Here is a 16,665-nt window from a genome sequence, read left to right on the forward strand (position 1 = left end):
CCGGGCCCTATCCATTGACGAAAACATGATGAACCACGCATTCTTTACTACCGAAATATCGGATCCTCGCTTCGAAAGTCAGGGGATTCGCCACATTACAGTAAAATCTAAAAATCTTCCCGGTAGGGGAGATGTCTCCGTTTATGTTCCGAAAGGGATGGAAGCCGAGCGAAATTTGCCCATTGTAACCCTCCTGCATGGGGTATATGGGAGCCATTGGGCCTGGTCTATGAAGGCTGGAGTGCATCTCACCTTGCAGGCCATGATTGAGGCCGGCGAGGTGCAGCCTATGGTTTTGGCGATGCCTTCCGATGCTTTATTTGAGGACGGAAGCGGTTATTTGCCCCATCATAACGCCAATTATGAAGCATGGATTGTGGAGGATGTACCGGCCGCCCTCATACAGCTGATCCCCCAAGTTTCGGGGTCTTCGGTACAGTTTATTTCGGGGCTCTCGATGGGTGGTTATGGAGCGCTGCGCTTAGGGGCCAAGTACCCTACCCAATATAAGGCCTTTTCCGGCCTATCTTCTATCACCCGATTCGAGGAAATAGAATCCTTTTATGAGCCTGGCCGATTTCAAAGCCTACAGCAAGCGGTAGTGCGCCAGGAGAGTGTGTTGGAGGTGCTATTACGAAACCGCCACCATATTGGACCGTTTCATTTCGACTGCGGGCTCACCGACCCATTGATAGCAGCCAATAGGGAGCTGCATCGGGCATTGGATGAATATGGGATTATCCATAGCTATCAGGAAAATCCTGGAAAACATGAATGGAGTTATTGGGAAAAATATATTCGAGACAGCTTCCTGTTTTTTAGGGAAAATATGAGGATCGTCAATTCGTAGGACGGGGTTGTTAATCATCCAATAAGGGCTATATATAAGAAAGGAGGCTTGAGATGATTGCTCTAGCCTCCTTTAGCTTTGTAATCCCTAAAAGAATGGGGGAGTTACCTTGTTATTTTAATAATGCTAGCAATTTATGCGCTACCAACTCCGACGATGCCGGGTTTTGACCGGTAATCAGGTTGCCATCTTGAAGGGCATAAGCCTGCCAGTCGGTTCCCTTGCTGTAAATGCCTCCATGGCTCTGGAGCATGTCCTCTACCAGGAAAGGCACCACAGTAGTGAGCTGTACTGCTTTCTCTTCGCTGTTGCTGAAGCCGGTCACCTTCTTTCCGTTTACCAGGGCTGAGCCATCACTAGCTTTCACCGCTTTCAAGGCCGCAGGAGCGTGGCATACGAAGGCGATGGGTTTGCCCTGTTCGTTAAAAGATTCGATGAGCCGGATAGAATCTGAGTCTTGAGCTAAGTCCCATAAGGGTCCATGGCCTCCAGGGTAAAATACGGCGTCATAATCGCTGGCGTTGATATTGGTCAGTAGCTTGGTATTCTTGATTTTCTCCTGGGCATCGGTATCGGCCTTGAAGCGTTCCGTAGCCGCTGTGCTGGCCGATGGGGTGTCGCTGCTTGGGTCGATGGGGGCAGCACCACCTTTAGGGGTCGCCAAGGTGATGTCCACGCCTTCGTCTAGTAAGGTGTAGTAAGGGCTAGCGAATTCTTCGACCCAAAATCCGGTTTTCTTTCCTGTATCCCCCAGTTGATCGTGGGAGGTTAATACAAATAATACTTTCATAACGGTTTCCTATTGATATCTGATGAAAATGTTCTAGGTCCTGGTTTCACTTTGAAAGGCCTGGTTCTTAATTGAAATTAAGCGTAGCTCATTTCAACAATTTTTTCTATATCGGCCGGACTTAACGCTCCTCGCTCTCCAAGGCCGGTCCATCCGCGAAGTGTGAAACGCTTGGCAATGGCTTGAGCCGTTCCGCCGTAGGAATCTGTATAGGCGGCCAAAGTGGTGTCAATGCCTAAGGATTGAAAGAAGGCTACCATCTTTTCGATTCCCGCTGCTGCCCGCTCTTCAACACTGCCTTCCGTGATGTTCCATATACGCTCGGCAAATTGGGCTAATTTTTCCTTTTTGGACTCCAGATTATAGCGGTAATGGCTTGGGGCGATGATGGCCAGGGTTCTGGCATGATCGATCCCATACATGGCCGTCAGCTCATGACCCATCGCATGAACGGCCCAGTCCGAAGGGACTCCTTGCTGAATGAGCCCGTTGAGGGCCATGGTACAGCTCCACATAAAGTTGGATGCGGCCTGATAATCGCTAGGGTCTTTTAGGATGGCGGGGGCTACGTCAATCAAGGTTTGAAGAATACTTTCGGCAAACCGATCCTGTAGAAGGGCCCCAATGGGGTAAGTCATATATTGCTCCAGTACATGGGTAAAAGCGTCGGCAATGCCATTGGCCAGTTGACGTTGGGGAATGGAGCGCACCACCTCGGGGTCTAGTATCGAGAATACTGGAAAAAGTCCTGGGCCTCCCATAGCCAGCTTCTCCTTGGTTTCCGCACGGGTGATTACCGAGCCAGAGTTCATTTCAGAACCGGTAGCCGGAAGGGTAAGCACCGTGCCGAAGGGAAGGCCTGCTAGGACTGGCTTTCTGTCGGTAAGCAGGCTCCACGGCTCTCCGGCATAGGAGGCCGCTGCCGAAAGAAATTTGGTGCCATCTATCACCGATCCGCCCCCAACGGCCAATAAAAAGGTGATTTTCTCTTTTTTTATAATCTCTAACGCTTCCATCAGGATGGCATATTCCGGATTGGCAGGGATGCCTCCAAATTCTACCACTTCATAGTCGGCTAAGCCCTTTTTAACCTGATCGTATATTCCGTTCGATTTGATGCTCCCGCCTCCATAAAGCATCAGTATTTTGGCGTTATTGGGAAGTTCTTTCGCCAAAGAAGCGATTTGATTCTTACCAAAGATGATTTTTGTGGGATTCTTATATAGGAAGTTGTTCATAACTGCTATTTATTGAGGGTATTCGAATTAGAATACCGGGTACACTTAAGTGACGTTTGTTGATGAAGTGTAGGTGGTTGATGAAGTGATGTTTGTTGATGAAATGCAGTGAATGGCTTAGGTTAGTCTACCTTAACGACCATCTTACCCTTATTGCCTCCCGAAAACAAATCGATAAATGCCTGTGGGATATTTTCAAATCCTTCTTTTATGGTTTCGGTTTGTTTTATTTTTCCTTCCTGGAGCCATTGGGCGATCTGTTGGACGGAACTGGGGAATTTTTCTGCAAAATCGCTGAGAATAAACCCTTGCATCAGGGCACTTCTCTTGATAAGGTTGGTTTCTACCCTAGGTCCCATCGGTACGGAGGTTTCGTTGTACACCGAAATGGATCCGCAAAGGACGATTCGTGCGAGGCGGTTGATATGCGCATATACCGCATCCGAAATGGAGCCCCCTACATTATCGAAATATACATCCACACCATCGGGACAGGCCTTTCCGATGGCCTCGGTGATGTCGGAGGTGCTGTTATAGTTCAGTACCTCGTCGAAGCCGAGTTTTTCCTTTAGGTATTGTACTTTTTCGTCGGAACCGGCAATACCGACCACCCTACAGCCTATGATCTTGGCGACCTGCCCTACGATGCTACCTACGGCTCCTGCCGCTCCCGATACGACCACCGTTTCTCCGGCCTTAGGCTTTCCAATCTCCATCAGTCCCAAATGGGCGGTGAGTCCGGTGAGTCCTAACACGCCTAAGTAAGCCGAGGGTGAAGCTATTGTGGCGTCCACTTTGGTTAGACCTTTGCCGTCCGATACTTGGTATTCGGCCCATTGGAGCATACCGTTGACGTACTGGCCTACTGGAAACTTATCGTTATGAGAGGCTACTACCTCGGCAATAATCCCAGAAGCCAAGGGCTGTCCTACCTCAAATGGAGGGATATAGGACTTGGCTGTTGTCATCCTCCCCCGTAGATAGGGGTCCACAGATACGTATTTGGCCTTCAGTAGTACCTCTCCCTCTTTGGGTTCTGGCTGTGCTTGATTTTCAAATTTGAAATTGGCGTTGGTAGGGGTCCCTTCGGGACGGCTATCTAAAACGATTACTCGATTATTATTCATAGTTCGTTAAATTAAGGTAATTTGTACTTCAATATTGCCCCGTGTAGCGTTGGAGTAGGGGCATACCTGATGTGCTGTTTCCAGCAATTTTTGGGCCAGCTCCCTATCTATGTTCGGGATAGAGACTTGCAGCGTCACGCCCAACATAAATCCGCCGGCATCGTTTGGGCCTATACTCACCCTCGCCGTTACCTCCGTATCTTGTAACTTTACCTTCTGAGAGCGGGCTACATGGTTTAAGGCGCTGTCGAAGCAGGCCGCATATCCTGCGGCGAACAACTGTTCGGGATTGGTATAGGCTCCGCCCTTTCCTCCCATCTCCTTAGGGATCTCGGTGCGAAGATCCAGTACTCCGTCGGTGGTGCTTACTTTTCCTTCTCTGCCTCCTGTGGCTGTGGCTTGCGCCGTATATAGGGTTTTCATAGAATTAATTAAAATTAAATAATAAATGAACATTCATTCATTTATATAACACAGATATTATTTTTTAATTCCATCCCAGGTCAAATTAAATGCTTCTTCGAGTTGGGTGGAGGTGATTTCGAAGTCGCCTTTTTGGTGGACGCTAATCAGAAAGGAAAGCGGGTGTACGGTATAGGCATAGAGCAGATAGGGGGATATATCCTTAATAACCCCTTCCTGCTGTCCGCGCGTCCACAGGTCCAGTAGGGGTTGCAGGTGCAGCAAGCCTTGTTGTTTACTTTTTTGGTCGATCATGGGGGTGATATCGCATTGAGACAAAAACATGGCTTCGTCGAGATGATTCAGCTTGTAGCTGGCAATATTATGCCATATCGCTTCAAATCCCTTTTTTACGGGTTTTTGTGGGTCATAATCGGCGAAGGCGTGCTGGCTGAAATTGGCCTTGACAGTCAGGTAAAGCTGATTGATCAAGTCCTGTTTGTTTTCGAAATAGAGGTAGATCGTCGCAGGGGCGACCTTGGCCAATTTGGCTATTTTGGCCATGGGGGCATCATGAAAGCCCTTGTTATTGACCAAATAGAGGGTGGCTTCCAGTAATGCTGATTTTTTGTCTGTGATTTTTTCTTTCATGATGAGGTTGTTGTGTTTCTCCTTTATCCATGGGTTTTATCTGCCCATAAGCGGCCGACTGAGCAGGAGGGTCTGTCGAAAAGTATCTCTTTGCTAGGGGATTATACCAAATATAATGAAAATTAATGAATATTCGTTCATTTTATGGGCTTTTAAGGTTTGGCTACAGTTAAATGAAGTCTTTTGGGCTTGGATTGTGATATGTGAATAATCCAATTACTAAGAAGCAGGAACAAGGAAATATTGGCGGGGTGGTATGCTGTCTTTATAATCTATAATTTTTAAGAAAATTTATTTTTAACAGGCTGGAAATTTTACTTTATTTATATATTTATTTCGTTTTTAAAGAAAATTGCCGAATTTTATGGGTAGCAAGAGGTTCTTGTAGCTCCACGCCACCTGTTTCCGGTAATAGATTCGGGCTTTGTGGATGGTTATTACCAGTCGGTTTAGTATTTTAAATGCAATAATAGTTTTAATCCTTCGATTCAGTAGATGTATAGCCAAGAGGATAACGATACAGATTTTATTCAGCATTTGACCTTGACGGAGGAGCATGTTTTTAAAGACATCTATGACCGCTATTGGCAAAAAATGTATAGACTTGCTCAGACTAAGGTGGGCCATTCAGAGAACGCTAAGGAAATAGTGCAAGAAATATTTCTGGATCTTTGGCAACGTCGTAAGGAGGTAGAAATTAGGGAAATTGAAAGGTACTTATTTACTTCCGTTAAGTATAAGGTCTTAGATTATATCAAGCAAGAGATACTCCGGAAAAGATATATCGATTTTGTTGTGACAAATGATTCAGATATCGATTGTGATTCCGAGCAAAAAATTGCCTTTAAAGAATTAAGTACCGAAATCGCTACAGGAATAAATCAGCTTCCAGAGAAGACGAAAATTATTTTTGAAATGAGTCGGATGCAGTTTAAGTCAGCCGAAGAAATCTCCAACGTTTTGAATATCTCCACGCGCACGGTGGAGTATCATATTACACAAGGACTCAGACTTCTACGTATTTATTTGAAAGATTATATCGTAATTTCTTTTTTTTATTTCTGTAATTTATACTAGCGAAAGTTGAAATTAAATATTTTAAATAATCTTGTATCGAAAAGTATCGATTTGTATAAATATTTAAAGATTATCTAAAATCATTTGCGGTGTAAGGGCATTTGATCTACTTATTAGCTGTATATCGTAGCTAACAAGTAGAAAGAATATCATGTCAATTAAGTGGAAAGAGTTCGTTAAACTTTTGGAAAGGTATCAGAAGGGAACGTTATCATCTGAAGAGGTGAAAATAATGGATGTTTGGTATGATTCAATTTCGAGAGAACCGACTAGTCATGAAGAGGAACTTTCCAATATTGGACAAGAAATATGGACTGGTATAGAGTCTGGCCGTGATAACGAACTAGTATCGGGTAAGGTTGGGCTGCTTACTCCTTGGTGGAAAGGGATTTATTTTCGTTTAGCTGCAGCATGTATCCTGCTGTTAATTGCTGTCGCCACCTTCAAAAATAAGGTAGGAAAGGCTCCTATTATTGCTGGAGTGAATAACGAGGTGATCGAAACGCTCATTTCGAACACCAATAACGGCACTTCAAATAAGCGAATTTTATTGTCTGATGGTAGCCTAGTGGAGTTGACCCCAGGTTCGACCTTGTACTTTCCTCAACAATTCGATACTAACCAAAGAATCGTGTTTTTACGTGGGGATGGTTATTTCGAAATCGCACCAAACAAATCCAAACCGTTTTTTGTACATGCCAATAACATTTCGACCCGAGTGGTGGGTACTAGTTTTACGATTAAAGAAAATACAGGTAACAAGAGTATTGAGGTATCTGTATTGACTGGTGTGGTTGAAGTCCAAGAAAACGTTAATGGTAGGAAATCCAATTCGAGCAAAAATAAGGTAGTTCTAACCCAAAACAAGAAGGCTACCTATTATGAACGAGATAATCAATTGGTGAAAGGACTTATAGAAAAACCACTTGTCATTGCAGACAACGGTGCGAAAGAAGAACCGGTTAGCTTCATTTATAAAGAGATGTCATTTAGGCAAATATTGCCAGCATTGGAGAAGGCCTATGGGGTAAATATTGAATTGACTACTCAGGCCATAGAGAACTGCATTGTAACGGCCGACCTATCCGAGGACACTACGTTGTTTGCTCAATTAGATGTATTATGTGCGGCAATAAATGCGACTTATGAAGTTAATGATGATACGATATTGATTAAAGGTATTGGTTGCAATAGAAAATAAAAAATTAAACCTAAACTTAGAAATATGACATAAAGCGTACTCTTATTAAATAAAGACCTAAGATGCTGGAAACATACTTAGGCCTTTGTTCCTACCGAATCGAAATCCGAATGCTTATCTGGAAAATAAGCACGAAGGAATCTGTAAATCAACCTTGAAAGAGATTTAACTTTTACAAAAAAATGAAAAAAAGAATTAAAATCATAGAACCCATATGGGCAATTATGAAGGTTTCAACGATACAGTTTTTACTAATGGCCATTACGGGCGCTCTAGGCTATGCCAATAATTCAAGTGCGCAGGAGCTTTTGATGAAAAAGGTAAGTATTCACGCTGAGCAGTTGGAGATTAAACAGGTCTTGTCGAAAATCGAAAAAGAGGCGAATGTAAGGTTCGTTTATAGTGTACAGTTACTTCCAGTTGACCGAAAGATTACGGTTGATATCCATAACGAGACCATAGCAGAAGCTTTGGAATCGGTGTTTGGACCTGACCGCATATCCTATGAAATCGTTCGGAACAAAATTGTGCTGAAACTGGCCCCCAAGAAATCGGCACTGCTACCGTTAAACAGCATATCTACTCCCATTAGCTACAATAAGGTAGCCGATAGAGTGATTACTGGAATAGTACGGGATAATGGCAAGGAGCCCTTGCCGGGTGTCAATATTGCCATAAAGGGTTCTAACCTGGGCACCAATACCGATGTAAATGGTAAGTATACCATTGAGGTTCCTACAGAAGATGCAATACTCGTTTATTCTTTTGTGGGTTATTTGCCTCAAGAAGTAAGAGTAGGGGTGAAATCGTCAATTGATGTTAATCTAGTGCCAGACATCAAAGCCTTAGAGGAGGTAGTAGTGATTGGATATGGAACGACCAAGCGCCAGGATTTTACGGGGGCTGTTAGTTCCATGAAACTAGAGGGCTCGGCCATGGCTCAAATGCCTAATCTCAATGCATTGGAAGCTTTAAAGGGGAATTTGCCTGGTCTAAATATTGGCGCTACGAACACAGCTGGAGGTCAGCCCAGTGTTTTGGTTCGAGGTCAAAACTCAATTAATGGTTCTAACGACCCATTAATAGTCCTTGACGGCGTGATTTTTTTGGGGAGTCTGTCGGACATTAACCCCAGTGATATTGCCAATATAGACGTTTTGAAAGATGCTACATCTGCAGCAGCCTATGGGTCACGGTCGGCCAATGGGGTAATCGCCATTACCACCAAACGTGGGAAGATAGGTAAACCCGTAATTACCTTTAATACTTCTACTGGTTTTCAAACTTGGCAGAACCGCCCTGTGATGATGAAAGGCGAGGAATGGATTTCGGTGGTCAATGCAAGAAATAAGTACACCGAGGGCTCGACCAATTGGTTAAAGGCTGGGGAGCTGGCCAACCGGGAGGCTGGTAACGAGACGAATTGGCTCGATGAGACCACCAGAACCGGTGTTATTCAGTCCTATCAAGCGGCGGTGTCCGGTGCTCAAGAAAATGTAAACTATTATCTTTCAACCTCTTACGACGACAACCAGGCCATTGTTAAAGGTGATCAATTCAATCGTATTTCAATACTTGGAAAACTAAAAACCAATATCACGGACTGGCTGGAAATAGGGGTTGATGGTAGCTATTCTAAACGGGACTATTCAGGAGTAACCGCCAATATAGGACAGGCCCAAACCATGTCGCCTTATGGGGTGATGTACCGAGACGATCTGGGGAATCTAGAGAAATATCCGTACACGCAATCAGGAATCAATCCCTTATGGGGAGTAGATGACGGGACTAGAGATAATATAAATATCTTGAATAGCTATAGACTAAATACCAATGCATTGATCTCTATTCCTTGGATTCAGGGCCTAACTTATCGTGTTAATTTATTGAATAACGTTACCAAGAACGAAACTGGTAACTTTACTTATGAAGACTATTATGTTCAAGAGGGGGAGGGCATACAACGATATGACCCGTCGGTTATACAAGGGTTTCTTACCAATGCCAACGGAAATCTAAATAGAAATGGCATTAATAGTTATGTATTCGACAATATCGTCAATTATAAAAACGATTTTGGAAATCATGGTATCGACCTCACTTTGGTAGCAACTCGGGATAATCAGAAATACAATTATATGAATACAACCGGGTCTGACTTTTCTGCCAATGGCAACACCACTTTAGGGATGTATGGGTTACACAAGGCCACTGTACAAAGGGTAGATTTAGATGCTTATGAAAGGTCGAATATAGGATATTTGGCTCGACTAAGTTATTCCTTTTCTGACAAATATTTTTTCACTGGATCCTTTCGCCGGGACGGAGCCTCGGTTTTTGGTCAAAACAACAAATGGGCTAATTTTTATGCTGCTGGGGTTGCATGGAAGATTACCAATGAAAATTTTCTAAAACAATTCGAGGTGCTTAATAGTATGAAGCTAAAGTTCTCGATGGGACAGAATGGTAATCAGGGGATAAGTCCATACGGGACCCTTTCGACGGTTTCTAATGCCGCCAGCGGTGGGGTACGTTATGAATTTTCGGACAAGCCGGGTACTGTCAATTACGGTCTCTATCAGAGTGCCCTTGGTAATGCCGACTTAGGCTGGGAGACAACCACTTCGTGGAATGGTGGGTTTGAGTCCTCTTGGTTGCAAAATCGACTCTCGGTTAACTTGGACCTTTATTTTGGTAAAACAGTAGACCAAATTTTTACCAGAAACATTCCAGTAATGACTGGTTTCAAGACCATTAAAACATCGATGGGTCAGGTGAATAACTCTGGGGTAGAGCTTTCGATCAGCTCAGATAATATTCGGGGGAAAAAGCTGAACTGGAATACTTCTCTGACTTTTTGGAAAAACAATAACAAATTAGTGAAGTTATATGGGGAGGATAACGATGGAGATGGTCGGGAGGACGACGATATTTCCAGTAGTTTATTTATAGGTGAACCTCTTAATGTTATTTATGGTTACGAGCAAATAGGCATCGTACAGGAAGATGATACGGAATATATGGCCTTAACAGGGGCGGCGGCTGGTTCGCCCATGTACAAGGACCTCGATGGAGTAGAAGGGATATCGGCCAACGATAGGAAAATTATTGGCTATAGAAATGAGAATTTTAGGTTGAACCTTCGTAATAATTTTTCATATAAAAATTTCGATTTATACGTACTTGTATCTGGAATTTTTGGAGGAAACAATCGATATATGCAAGAAAATACCGAGGCCTATTTGACGGCTGGAACGGGACGTTTCAATGATAATATGACCTCCAAAGCCTATTGGACGCCAGAGAATAGAAGTAATGAATATCCGTCCGCATATTTTGCCGGAGATGGGCGCTTCACTGGCTTGCAGTCTCGAACGTTCGTAAGAATTCAAGATATAACCCTGTCTTATAAATTGGAGTCAAGCTGGTTGTCGGCAGTTCGTATGAAGTCCGCCAAATTGTTTGTTAGTGGCCGTAATCTTGGAACCTTTACGAACTGGTTTGGTGGAGATCCTGAAACGGGTACTCCCGTTCGTTCCAATACTTTTCCGGTGGCCTCTACTTACTCCTTTGGTGCCAATTTTAGTTTCTAAACCAATTTAATAATGAAAAATATACTAAATATAAAATCTTTTTGGGCCTTGGTCCTTTTGGTCAATTTGTGTGGATGTGAATCTAGCGATGATTTTTTAAAAGAAAATCCCACGACATTTTATACGGTGGACAATGCTTTTTCTACTTCAGCACAAGTGGATCAAGTGTTGGTTTCTATTTATTCCCAGGTTCGTGATTTATGGGCTAACCCAGCAGAATCAGCGTGGATATTCGTTCTCAGGGGGAATGGAACCGATATGTACGATGTGGCCAGTATTCGTAAAAGTGCAACATTCAATAATTACGGGGTGATTAATATCGATAATGGGACCTTCTATAATATTTTTAGCACCTATTATCAAATCATCGCTAAGGCAAATTTTGCCATGGAAGCGGCCAACTTGCCCCAAATATCCTGGGCTTCGGATCAAGAAAAAGCTTATACCATCGCCCAAGCAAAATTTTTCAGGGCCTATGCTTATCGCAACCTAGGTGAACTGTTTGGCGGGGTTCCCTTGGTAACAGAAGTTTCTAAAACACCTCAGTATGATTTTGGGAGGTCCACTCGAGTTGAAACGTATCAGTTTGCTATAGATGATTTGCTTTCAATAGAAAACGATCTTCCTGAAACTTCCGTTTCGGGGGGGAGAATCGTACGCGGAGCCGCTCAACACAACTTAGCCGAATTATATTTGGCGATGGGGACCCAGCTAGCCGCCGATGGCAAAGGGGGAGAGGCTCAGGCTGCCTTTGCCAAATCCATCACTTATGCTAGCAAGGTAATAGATGGTGGCGTATACTCCTTAATGAAGACCAGGTATGGGGCAAGAAAAAATGAAGAAAAAGGTAACGTGTATTGGGATCTTTTTCAAGAGAATAACGTAAACTATCAAGATGGCAATAAGGAGAGTATTTGGACATTGCAGGTTGATTATGCAGCCTATCGTGCCGAAGATAGTAAATCTAAGTTACCCTATTCTCGTACCTATGGACCCGTTTTTAGAGATGGTGCCAAGGATCATTTGACAGGGACTCTTGAAGATGTGGGTGGCCGTGGAATCTCGCAAATTATCCCTACTTTTTATACACGCGATGATATTTATGCCGACAAATGGGGCAAAGATATGCGGAATTCTAATATCGTTTTTCAGCGAGAGATTATCGGAAATGTAGCCTCTTCGCCTTATTTTGGTAAACCTGTCCCTTGGGAGGTCATATATAATGGAAGCCCAGATGCTACTACCAACAAAAACAATAGTAGTTTGTGCTATCCTATTTCCTGCAAAATTGCAACTGATCAGTATACAGGACTATCTGATGGGGAAAATAGAAGTAATTTGTTCAGAGACGATTATTTTATAAGATTATCTGAAACGATACTTTTAAGGGCCGAGGCCAAGCAAAGGAATGGAGACAAATCGGGTGCTGCAGCCGATGTAAATCTGCTTCGTGAACGGGCCCAGTGCGAATACCTTGTTTCGGCGGCCGATATGGATGATAGCTTTAATGTCATTCTGGATGAACGTGCAAGGGAGTTGGTTTATGAAGAGGCACGATGGAATACCTTACTCCGTATGGGAGGCACTATTGCAGTAGATCGTATTAAAAAGCACGCTTATTGGCCCGAGGCCCAGGCTACACTAACTTTTAATTATAACTTATGGCCTATTCCTCAAACCATTATTGATACCAACAAAGACGTGGTCTTGGAGCAAAATCCTGGCTGGAATCGATAAAATATAATTCTCTGAGTAACGATAGTTGCCCGAATTCCTTTTCGGGCAACTATTTTATTAACCCATCATACTTATTGATGGAGTATTGCTTGTTTGACGCAACTTGAGGTTACCTATTTCCCTTCCCGAAGCATACCGGCTAGTTCGTTGGGAAGCAGACTTAGCTCAATGGCTTTAGCTGCTTTTTCGACATCATAGGGTAGTCTGATAAATTCGGTACTAATGGTGGCTCGTTCTTGGCCGTCGATGGTGAGCATCACATAGCCGGCTCGAGGGTCCCCATCCTTGGGCTTACCAACAGAACCTGTATTGATAAAATGATAAGTTGGATTCAGCTCCCCGTCGGTCGTATGGACGACCCGATGGTAGGGCTTGTGGGTATGGCCGAAACATAGAATGTCTGCCTTAAACTCCTGGGCCATTTCTATCATATACGCTTCCGGCAGGTCTTCCAGCAGATATTCGTTAATGCTGCGCGGGCTGCCGTGTACCATCAACAAGGTAAGCGGGGTATTATTGATCTGAAACTCAAGACGAATCTGTCTAGGCAAGGTGAGCAGATAGTCCCTTTCTTTAGGGCCTACCAATTGGTAGGCATACTCCTTACTGGGTTCTTGACTACAGGGATCCAGCTTAGGTCGCAGGGTGGTCAATTTGATATCGTGATTGCCAGCGATGGTTGGGATTCCTCTTTTCCGAACCAGTTCAACCACCTGGTTGGGCCATACCTGATAGCCTATGAGGTCACCCAAACAATAAACGGCATCCGGTTGTTGCTTTTCCAGGTCGTCGAGCACCGCTTCTAAAGCCGGTAAGTTGGCATGGATATCTGAAAGTAAGGCGATTCTCACGATGCTAATGTTTTGGATGGGTAATACTTATCTCTTAGCCAAAAGGCCACATTCACCAGGGCGATTAAGGCCGGAACCTCTACCAGAGGACCTATTACCCCAACAAAGGCCTGGCCAGAGTTGATACCAAATACTCCGATGGCTACGGCAATGGCGAGTTCAAAATTGTTGCCCGCGGCGGTAAAGGCGATGGAAGCATTCTGACTGTAATCGGCACCGAAGGATTTGGCCATAAAAAAGCTGAGTAAAAACATGATGGCAAAGTAGATTACCAAGGGGATGGCTATTAGTAGGACGTCCCCAGGAAGCTGTACGATCAATTCTCCTTTAAGGCTGAACATCAGCATGATGGTGGCCAATAGGGCGATGAGGGTGATAGGGGATATGCGCGGAATATATTTCTTTTCGTACCATTCTTCTCCCTTTAGGGCCGTCAGGCCGAGTCTACTAAGCATTCCGGCGGCAAAGGGAATGCCTAAATAAATGCCCACACTCTTGGCAATTTCCGATATCGTAATATTTACTTCCAAACCTTTGAGGCCTAGCAAGGGAGGAAGTACCGTAATAAAAAAGTAGGCATAAAAGCTATAGAGCAACACTTGAAATACGCTATTAAGCGCCACAAGACCGGCGGCGTATTCACGGCTGCCTTCAGCGAGTTCGTTCCAAACCAATACCATGGCAATACAGCGGGCTAGTCCGATCAGGATTAGTCCTATCATATATTCAGGGTGATTGGGTAGGAAAATAATGGCCAAAACGAACATGAGCACGGGACCTACCACCCAGTTGAGTACCAGGGAGGCCGTCATGACCTTGGTATTTCTGAACACTTCCCCCATCTTGTTGTATTTGACTTTGGCCAAGGGAGGGTACATCATCAGGATGAGGCCTATGGCCAAGGGAATATTGGTGGTTCCGCTCGAGAAACCGTTGATATATTCGGGTAAGGCGGGGTAAAAGTTTCCGAGTCCCACCCCAACGGCCATGGCCAAGAATATCCATAAGGTAAGATAACGATCCAAAAAGCCAAGCTTTTTACGATTGGCAACGGGTGCACAAGAGTTAGCAGACATGATGAGGCATTAAAGGTTCTGGTTAACAAATTCTTCCGAATATTTTTTGATCATTTCACGTACCGACCTGAACGACTCCATGATTTGTTGCTCAGTACCCGTAGCCTTAGCCGGGTCGGGGAAGTTATGATGGAATTTCTGGGCCTTGGTAGGGAAGTAAGGACAGCGTTCTTTGGCGTTATCGCAAACGGTGATCACGAAGTCGAATTCGATTTGGGTATACTCATCTATATTATTAGAGGTATGCCCCGAAATATCGATTCCATCTTCGGCCATAACGGCAATGGCCTTAGGATTCACCCCATGGGTTTCAACACCAGCACTGTACACGCTGGCTTTTTCGTCGGCAAAATGTCTGATATAACCTTCGGCCAATTGGCTGCGGCAGCTGTTGCCGGTACAAAGCACTAATACTTTTTTCATTGTTCGTTTAGTTTATTCCAATCGTTCTACTTCGTCTTTCTAAGAGGTGTACGGTTCGCCAAACTCCATGTAGTTGGCCTATGTTTTCACGATAGCCTATGAGGCGGAAACCATTTTTGAGATGCAACTGTATACTTGGGATATTTTCGGGGAAAATACTGGCTTGGAGAGTCCAGTAGCCGGCATTTTCGCTTTCTTGGATAAGGTGTTTTAGGAGGGAATCGCCTAAGTTTTGACCCCGGAAATCGGTGCCAATATAGACGCTCACTTCCGCTACACCGGCATATACGCAGCGTCCGGAAACGGGGGTAAGGGCGGACCAGCCAGTAATAGCCCCCTGCTCCGAAACGGCCACATAGCGCAGGTCAGGTACATGGGTAGCGTCCCAAGCTGGCCATTCCGGGGGAGTGGTTTCCAAAGTGGCAAGTCCTGTGGCTATGCCTTGTTCGTAAATCTGGCGGACTTGGGGCCAGTCTTCTGGCTCCATGATGCGGATCGTAGCCATGTGTCAGCAGAATTTAACAGCATCCTCCTCCAGGCGTACAGCTTTGGCTGGCGGAACCTACGAGTTCAAGTTCTGTTTTTGGTGCCGGGGTACCACAGGTTTGTCCACGGCCAATGGCCTTGCACTGAGTGAAGTCGGCCGTCAGCTGTACGGTAAATGTGTCGCCTTCCGCAACGAATTCGGATGGATACATTTGGCGGGTATCGAATTTGGAATTGCCAAATTCAATTTTCACGATGGCGGTAGGCTCGAGGGGAAGGGATTTCTCCACCAACTCCACAATAGAGAGGGCTTTGCTTACCTTCATGGCCCGGCCGGCTTCTGCCACATTGGGTTCCCATAACTGTATTATAACTTCTGTCCATTGGTTCATTACACCTCCACAGTCGACCGACACGATAGGTGCCTGCTTGATTTCGGTAATATGATAGGAGGGTTCTACCAATTGACCTTCGGCATATTGAAACTGAAGGGCCTTGTCGGGGTGTGCCAATAGTGTGTTTTTAAAGGCTTCCCAGTTCATTGGATCTAAATTATTCATTGCTATATTACGATTAAGTTAAATTTAAAAAAAATATGAATGCATTTATTCACAGCATTTAAGGGAAACTTCTGTATTGAATATTTCGCCAAAAATAGCTTTGGCTTCTTGCCAAACCGTCTCGTTAATGCAGTAACATACCCGAGGAGGGTTTATTTCCCCAGTGAGGATTCCTATTTGCTTCAGCTCTTTCAGGTGTTGAGAAACGGTGGCTTGAGCCAGAGGAAGTACTTCTACCAAATCACCACAGACACAGGATTTTTCCCTCAATAGGTGCTGAATGATCGCGATGCGTGCCGGATGTGCCAAGGCCTTAGCCAAGTCGGCGATGCGGTTCTGTTGTTCTGTGAAAACTTGTGTCTTTGTAACTCCCATGCCTCAAAGATACTATATTTATTATTCATTGCAATAATACGATAGATAATTTTTTAACCACTGCCGCTTTTAGGTCTTGCCGGGAGTAAAGTGTCCATAAACGGCCTGGTGCGTATATGATTGATGTACCGGTAGATTGGTTGTTTCTTAAGATTTGAAAATCCATCGTATATTCGTGATTCTACGATTCATTTCTGCGCATCGACTGGGATTCATCATGAGTGATAC

Annotated in this window: 16 protein-coding genes; 5 read left to right on the forward strand and 11 right to left on the reverse strand. The window is 44.4% G+C overall.

The genetic code is table 11. From position 1 onward, the window contains the following. The first annotated feature begins 25 nt into the window (after window positions 1–25). Window positions 26–850, forward strand: a complete 825-nt coding sequence (locus CLV98_RS20145; RefSeq protein ID WP_310588742.1) for an alpha/beta hydrolase — start codon at window positions 26–28, stop codon at window positions 848–850. A gap of 112 nt (window positions 851–962) precedes the next feature. On the opposite strand, the gene CLV98_RS20150 is transcribed toward CLV98_RS20145, so the two are convergent. The 5 genes from CLV98_RS20150 to CLV98_RS20170 all read right to left on the reverse strand — a co-directional run bounded on the left by CLV98_RS20150 (window position 963) and on the right by CLV98_RS20170 (window position 5,058). Then, on the reverse strand, window positions 963–1,640 hold the full coding sequence (locus CLV98_RS20150) for a type 1 glutamine amidotransferase domain-containing protein (protein WP_109677380.1): 678 nt from the start codon (window positions 1,638–1,640) through the stop codon (window positions 963–965). A gap of 77 nt (window positions 1,641–1,717) precedes the next feature. Continuing rightward, window positions 1,718–2,878 (reverse strand): iron-containing alcohol dehydrogenase, encoded by a 1,161-nt coding sequence (locus CLV98_RS20155; protein ID WP_109677382.1) that lies wholly within the window; start codon window positions 2,876–2,878, stop codon window positions 1,718–1,720. A gap of 122 nt (window positions 2,879–3,000) precedes the next feature. After that, window positions 3,001–4,005 carry an NADP-dependent oxidoreductase gene (locus CLV98_RS20160; RefSeq protein ID WP_109677385.1) on the reverse strand — a complete coding sequence of 335 codons (1,005 nt, stop codon included), beginning with the start codon at window positions 4,003–4,005 and terminating at the stop codon, window positions 3,001–3,003. A 6-nt stretch (window positions 4,006–4,011) separates the two neighbouring features. Further along, window positions 4,012–4,428, reverse strand: a complete 417-nt coding sequence (locus CLV98_RS20165) for an organic hydroperoxide resistance protein (RefSeq protein ID WP_109677387.1) — start codon at window positions 4,426–4,428, stop codon at window positions 4,012–4,014. Window positions 4,429–4,485: 57 nt separating this feature from the next. After that, window positions 4,486–5,058, reverse strand: coding sequence for a TetR/AcrR family transcriptional regulator (locus CLV98_RS20170; RefSeq protein ID WP_109677389.1), 573 nt, complete (start codon window positions 5,056–5,058; stop codon window positions 4,486–4,488). 495 nt (window positions 5,059–5,553) lie between these two features. On the opposite strand from CLV98_RS20170, the gene CLV98_RS20175 reads away from it, so the two are divergent. The 4 genes from CLV98_RS20175 to CLV98_RS20190 all read left to right on the forward strand — a co-directional run bounded on the left by CLV98_RS20175 (window position 5,554) and on the right by CLV98_RS20190 (window position 12,666). Beyond that, window positions 5,554–6,135 carry an RNA polymerase sigma-70 factor gene (locus tag CLV98_RS20175; protein ID WP_109677392.1) on the forward strand — a complete coding sequence of 194 codons (582 nt, stop codon included), beginning with the start codon at window positions 5,554–5,556 and terminating at the stop codon, window positions 6,133–6,135. 151 nt (window positions 6,136–6,286) lie between these two features. After that, window positions 6,287–7,336 carry a FecR family protein gene (locus CLV98_RS20180; RefSeq protein ID WP_109677394.1) on the forward strand — a complete coding sequence of 350 codons (1,050 nt, stop codon included), beginning with the start codon at window positions 6,287–6,289 and terminating at the stop codon, window positions 7,334–7,336. Window positions 7,337–7,518: 182 nt separating this feature from the next. After that, the gene (locus tag CLV98_RS20185; protein ID WP_109677396.1) at window positions 7,519–10,929 is read left to right on the forward strand and encodes a TonB-dependent receptor; all 3,411 of its coding nucleotides are present in this window, start codon (window positions 7,519–7,521) and stop codon (window positions 10,927–10,929) included. Window positions 10,930–10,941: 12 nt separating this feature from the next. Then, complete coding sequence (locus tag CLV98_RS20190; protein ID WP_109677398.1) at window positions 10,942–12,666, forward strand: RagB/SusD family nutrient uptake outer membrane protein; 1,725 nt, start codon at window positions 10,942–10,944, stop codon at window positions 12,664–12,666. Window positions 12,667–12,779: 113 nt separating this feature from the next. Here CLV98_RS20190 and CLV98_RS20195 read toward each other — a convergent pair whose 3' ends face one another. The 6 genes from CLV98_RS20195 to CLV98_RS20220 are packed head-to-tail and all read right to left on the reverse strand — an operon-like array spanning window position 12,780 to window position 16,437. Continuing rightward, the gene (locus CLV98_RS20195; RefSeq protein WP_109677400.1) at window positions 12,780–13,517 is read right to left on the reverse strand and encodes a metallophosphoesterase family protein; all 738 of its coding nucleotides are present in this window, start codon (window positions 13,515–13,517) and stop codon (window positions 12,780–12,782) included. Then, window positions 13,514–14,593 carry an ACR3 family arsenite efflux transporter gene (gene arsB, locus CLV98_RS20200; RefSeq protein ID WP_109677402.1) on the reverse strand — a complete coding sequence of 360 codons (1,080 nt, stop codon included), beginning with the start codon at window positions 14,591–14,593 and terminating at the stop codon, window positions 13,514–13,516. The genes CLV98_RS20195 and arsB overlap by 4 nt, the downstream gene beginning before the upstream one ends. 9 nt (window positions 14,594–14,602) lie before the next feature. After that, window positions 14,603–15,016 carry an arsenate reductase ArsC gene (locus CLV98_RS20205; protein ID WP_109677404.1) on the reverse strand — a complete coding sequence of 138 codons (414 nt, stop codon included), beginning with the start codon at window positions 15,014–15,016 and terminating at the stop codon, window positions 14,603–14,605. A gap of 7 nt (window positions 15,017–15,023) precedes the next feature. Then, complete coding sequence (locus CLV98_RS20210) at window positions 15,024–15,521, reverse strand: GNAT family N-acetyltransferase (RefSeq protein ID WP_109677406.1); 498 nt, start codon at window positions 15,519–15,521, stop codon at window positions 15,024–15,026. A gap of 13 nt (window positions 15,522–15,534) precedes the next feature. Further along, window positions 15,535–16,062 carry a DUF6428 family protein gene (locus tag CLV98_RS20215; RefSeq protein ID WP_109677408.1) on the reverse strand — a complete coding sequence of 176 codons (528 nt, stop codon included), beginning with the start codon at window positions 16,060–16,062 and terminating at the stop codon, window positions 15,535–15,537. 45 nt (window positions 16,063–16,107) lie between these two features. Then, entirely contained in the window at window positions 16,108–16,437 is a 330-nt protein-coding gene (locus CLV98_RS20220) for an ArsR/SmtB family transcription factor (protein WP_109677410.1), read from the reverse strand. Window positions 16,438–16,665 lie beyond the last annotated feature (228 nt).

Origin of the sequence: Dyadobacter jejuensis (genome assembly GCF_003149085.1) — a bacterium.
GTDB classification, from domain to species: Bacteria; Bacteroidota; Bacteroidia; order Cytophagales; family Spirosomataceae; genus Dyadobacter; species Dyadobacter jejuensis.

What these genes read in the sequence shown, in the direction of transcription:
- CLV98_RS20210 (WP_109677406.1), bottom strand. Translation starts at nt 15,521, where the DNA reads ATGGCTACGATCCGCATCATGGAGCCAGAAGACTGGCCCCAAGTCCGC.
- CLV98_RS20205 (WP_109677404.1), bottom strand. Translation starts at nt 15,016, where the DNA reads ATGAAAAAAGTATTAGTGCTTTGTACCGGCAACAGCTGCCGCAGCCAA.
- CLV98_RS20215 (WP_109677408.1), bottom strand. Translation starts at nt 16,062, where the DNA reads ATGAATAATTTAGATCCAATGAACTGGGAAGCCTTTAAAAACACACTA.
- CLV98_RS20145 (WP_310588742.1), top strand. Translation starts at nt 26, where the DNA reads ATGATGAACCACGCATTCTTTACTACCGAAATATCGGATCCTCGCTTC.
- CLV98_RS20165 (WP_109677387.1), bottom strand. Translation starts at nt 4,428, where the DNA reads ATGAAAACCCTATATACGGCGCAAGCCACAGCCACAGGAGGCAGAGAA.
- CLV98_RS20155 (WP_109677382.1), bottom strand. Translation starts at nt 2,878, where the DNA reads ATGAACAACTTCCTATATAAGAATCCCACAAAAATCATCTTTGGTAAG.
- CLV98_RS20180 (WP_109677394.1), top strand. Translation starts at nt 6,287, where the DNA reads ATGTCAATTAAGTGGAAAGAGTTCGTTAAACTTTTGGAAAGGTATCAG.
- CLV98_RS20160 (WP_109677385.1), bottom strand. Translation starts at nt 4,005, where the DNA reads ATGAATAATAATCGAGTAATCGTTTTAGATAGCCGTCCCGAAGGGACC.
- CLV98_RS20170 (WP_109677389.1), bottom strand. Translation starts at nt 5,058, where the DNA reads ATGAAAGAAAAAATCACAGACAAAAAATCAGCATTACTGGAAGCCACC.
- CLV98_RS20175 (WP_109677392.1), top strand. Translation starts at nt 5,554, where the DNA reads ATGTATAGCCAAGAGGATAACGATACAGATTTTATTCAGCATTTGACC.
- CLV98_RS20185 (WP_109677396.1), top strand. Translation starts at nt 7,519, where the DNA reads ATGAAAAAAAGAATTAAAATCATAGAACCCATATGGGCAATTATGAAG.
- CLV98_RS20190 (WP_109677398.1), top strand. Translation starts at nt 10,942, where the DNA reads ATGAAAAATATACTAAATATAAAATCTTTTTGGGCCTTGGTCCTTTTG.
- arsB (WP_109677402.1), bottom strand. Translation starts at nt 14,593, where the DNA reads ATGTCTGCTAACTCTTGTGCACCCGTTGCCAATCGTAAAAAGCTTGGC.
- CLV98_RS20150 (WP_109677380.1), bottom strand. Translation starts at nt 1,640, where the DNA reads ATGAAAGTATTATTTGTATTAACCTCCCACGATCAACTGGGGGATACA.
- CLV98_RS20220 (WP_109677410.1), bottom strand. Translation starts at nt 16,437, where the DNA reads ATGGGAGTTACAAAGACACAAGTTTTCACAGAACAACAGAACCGCATC.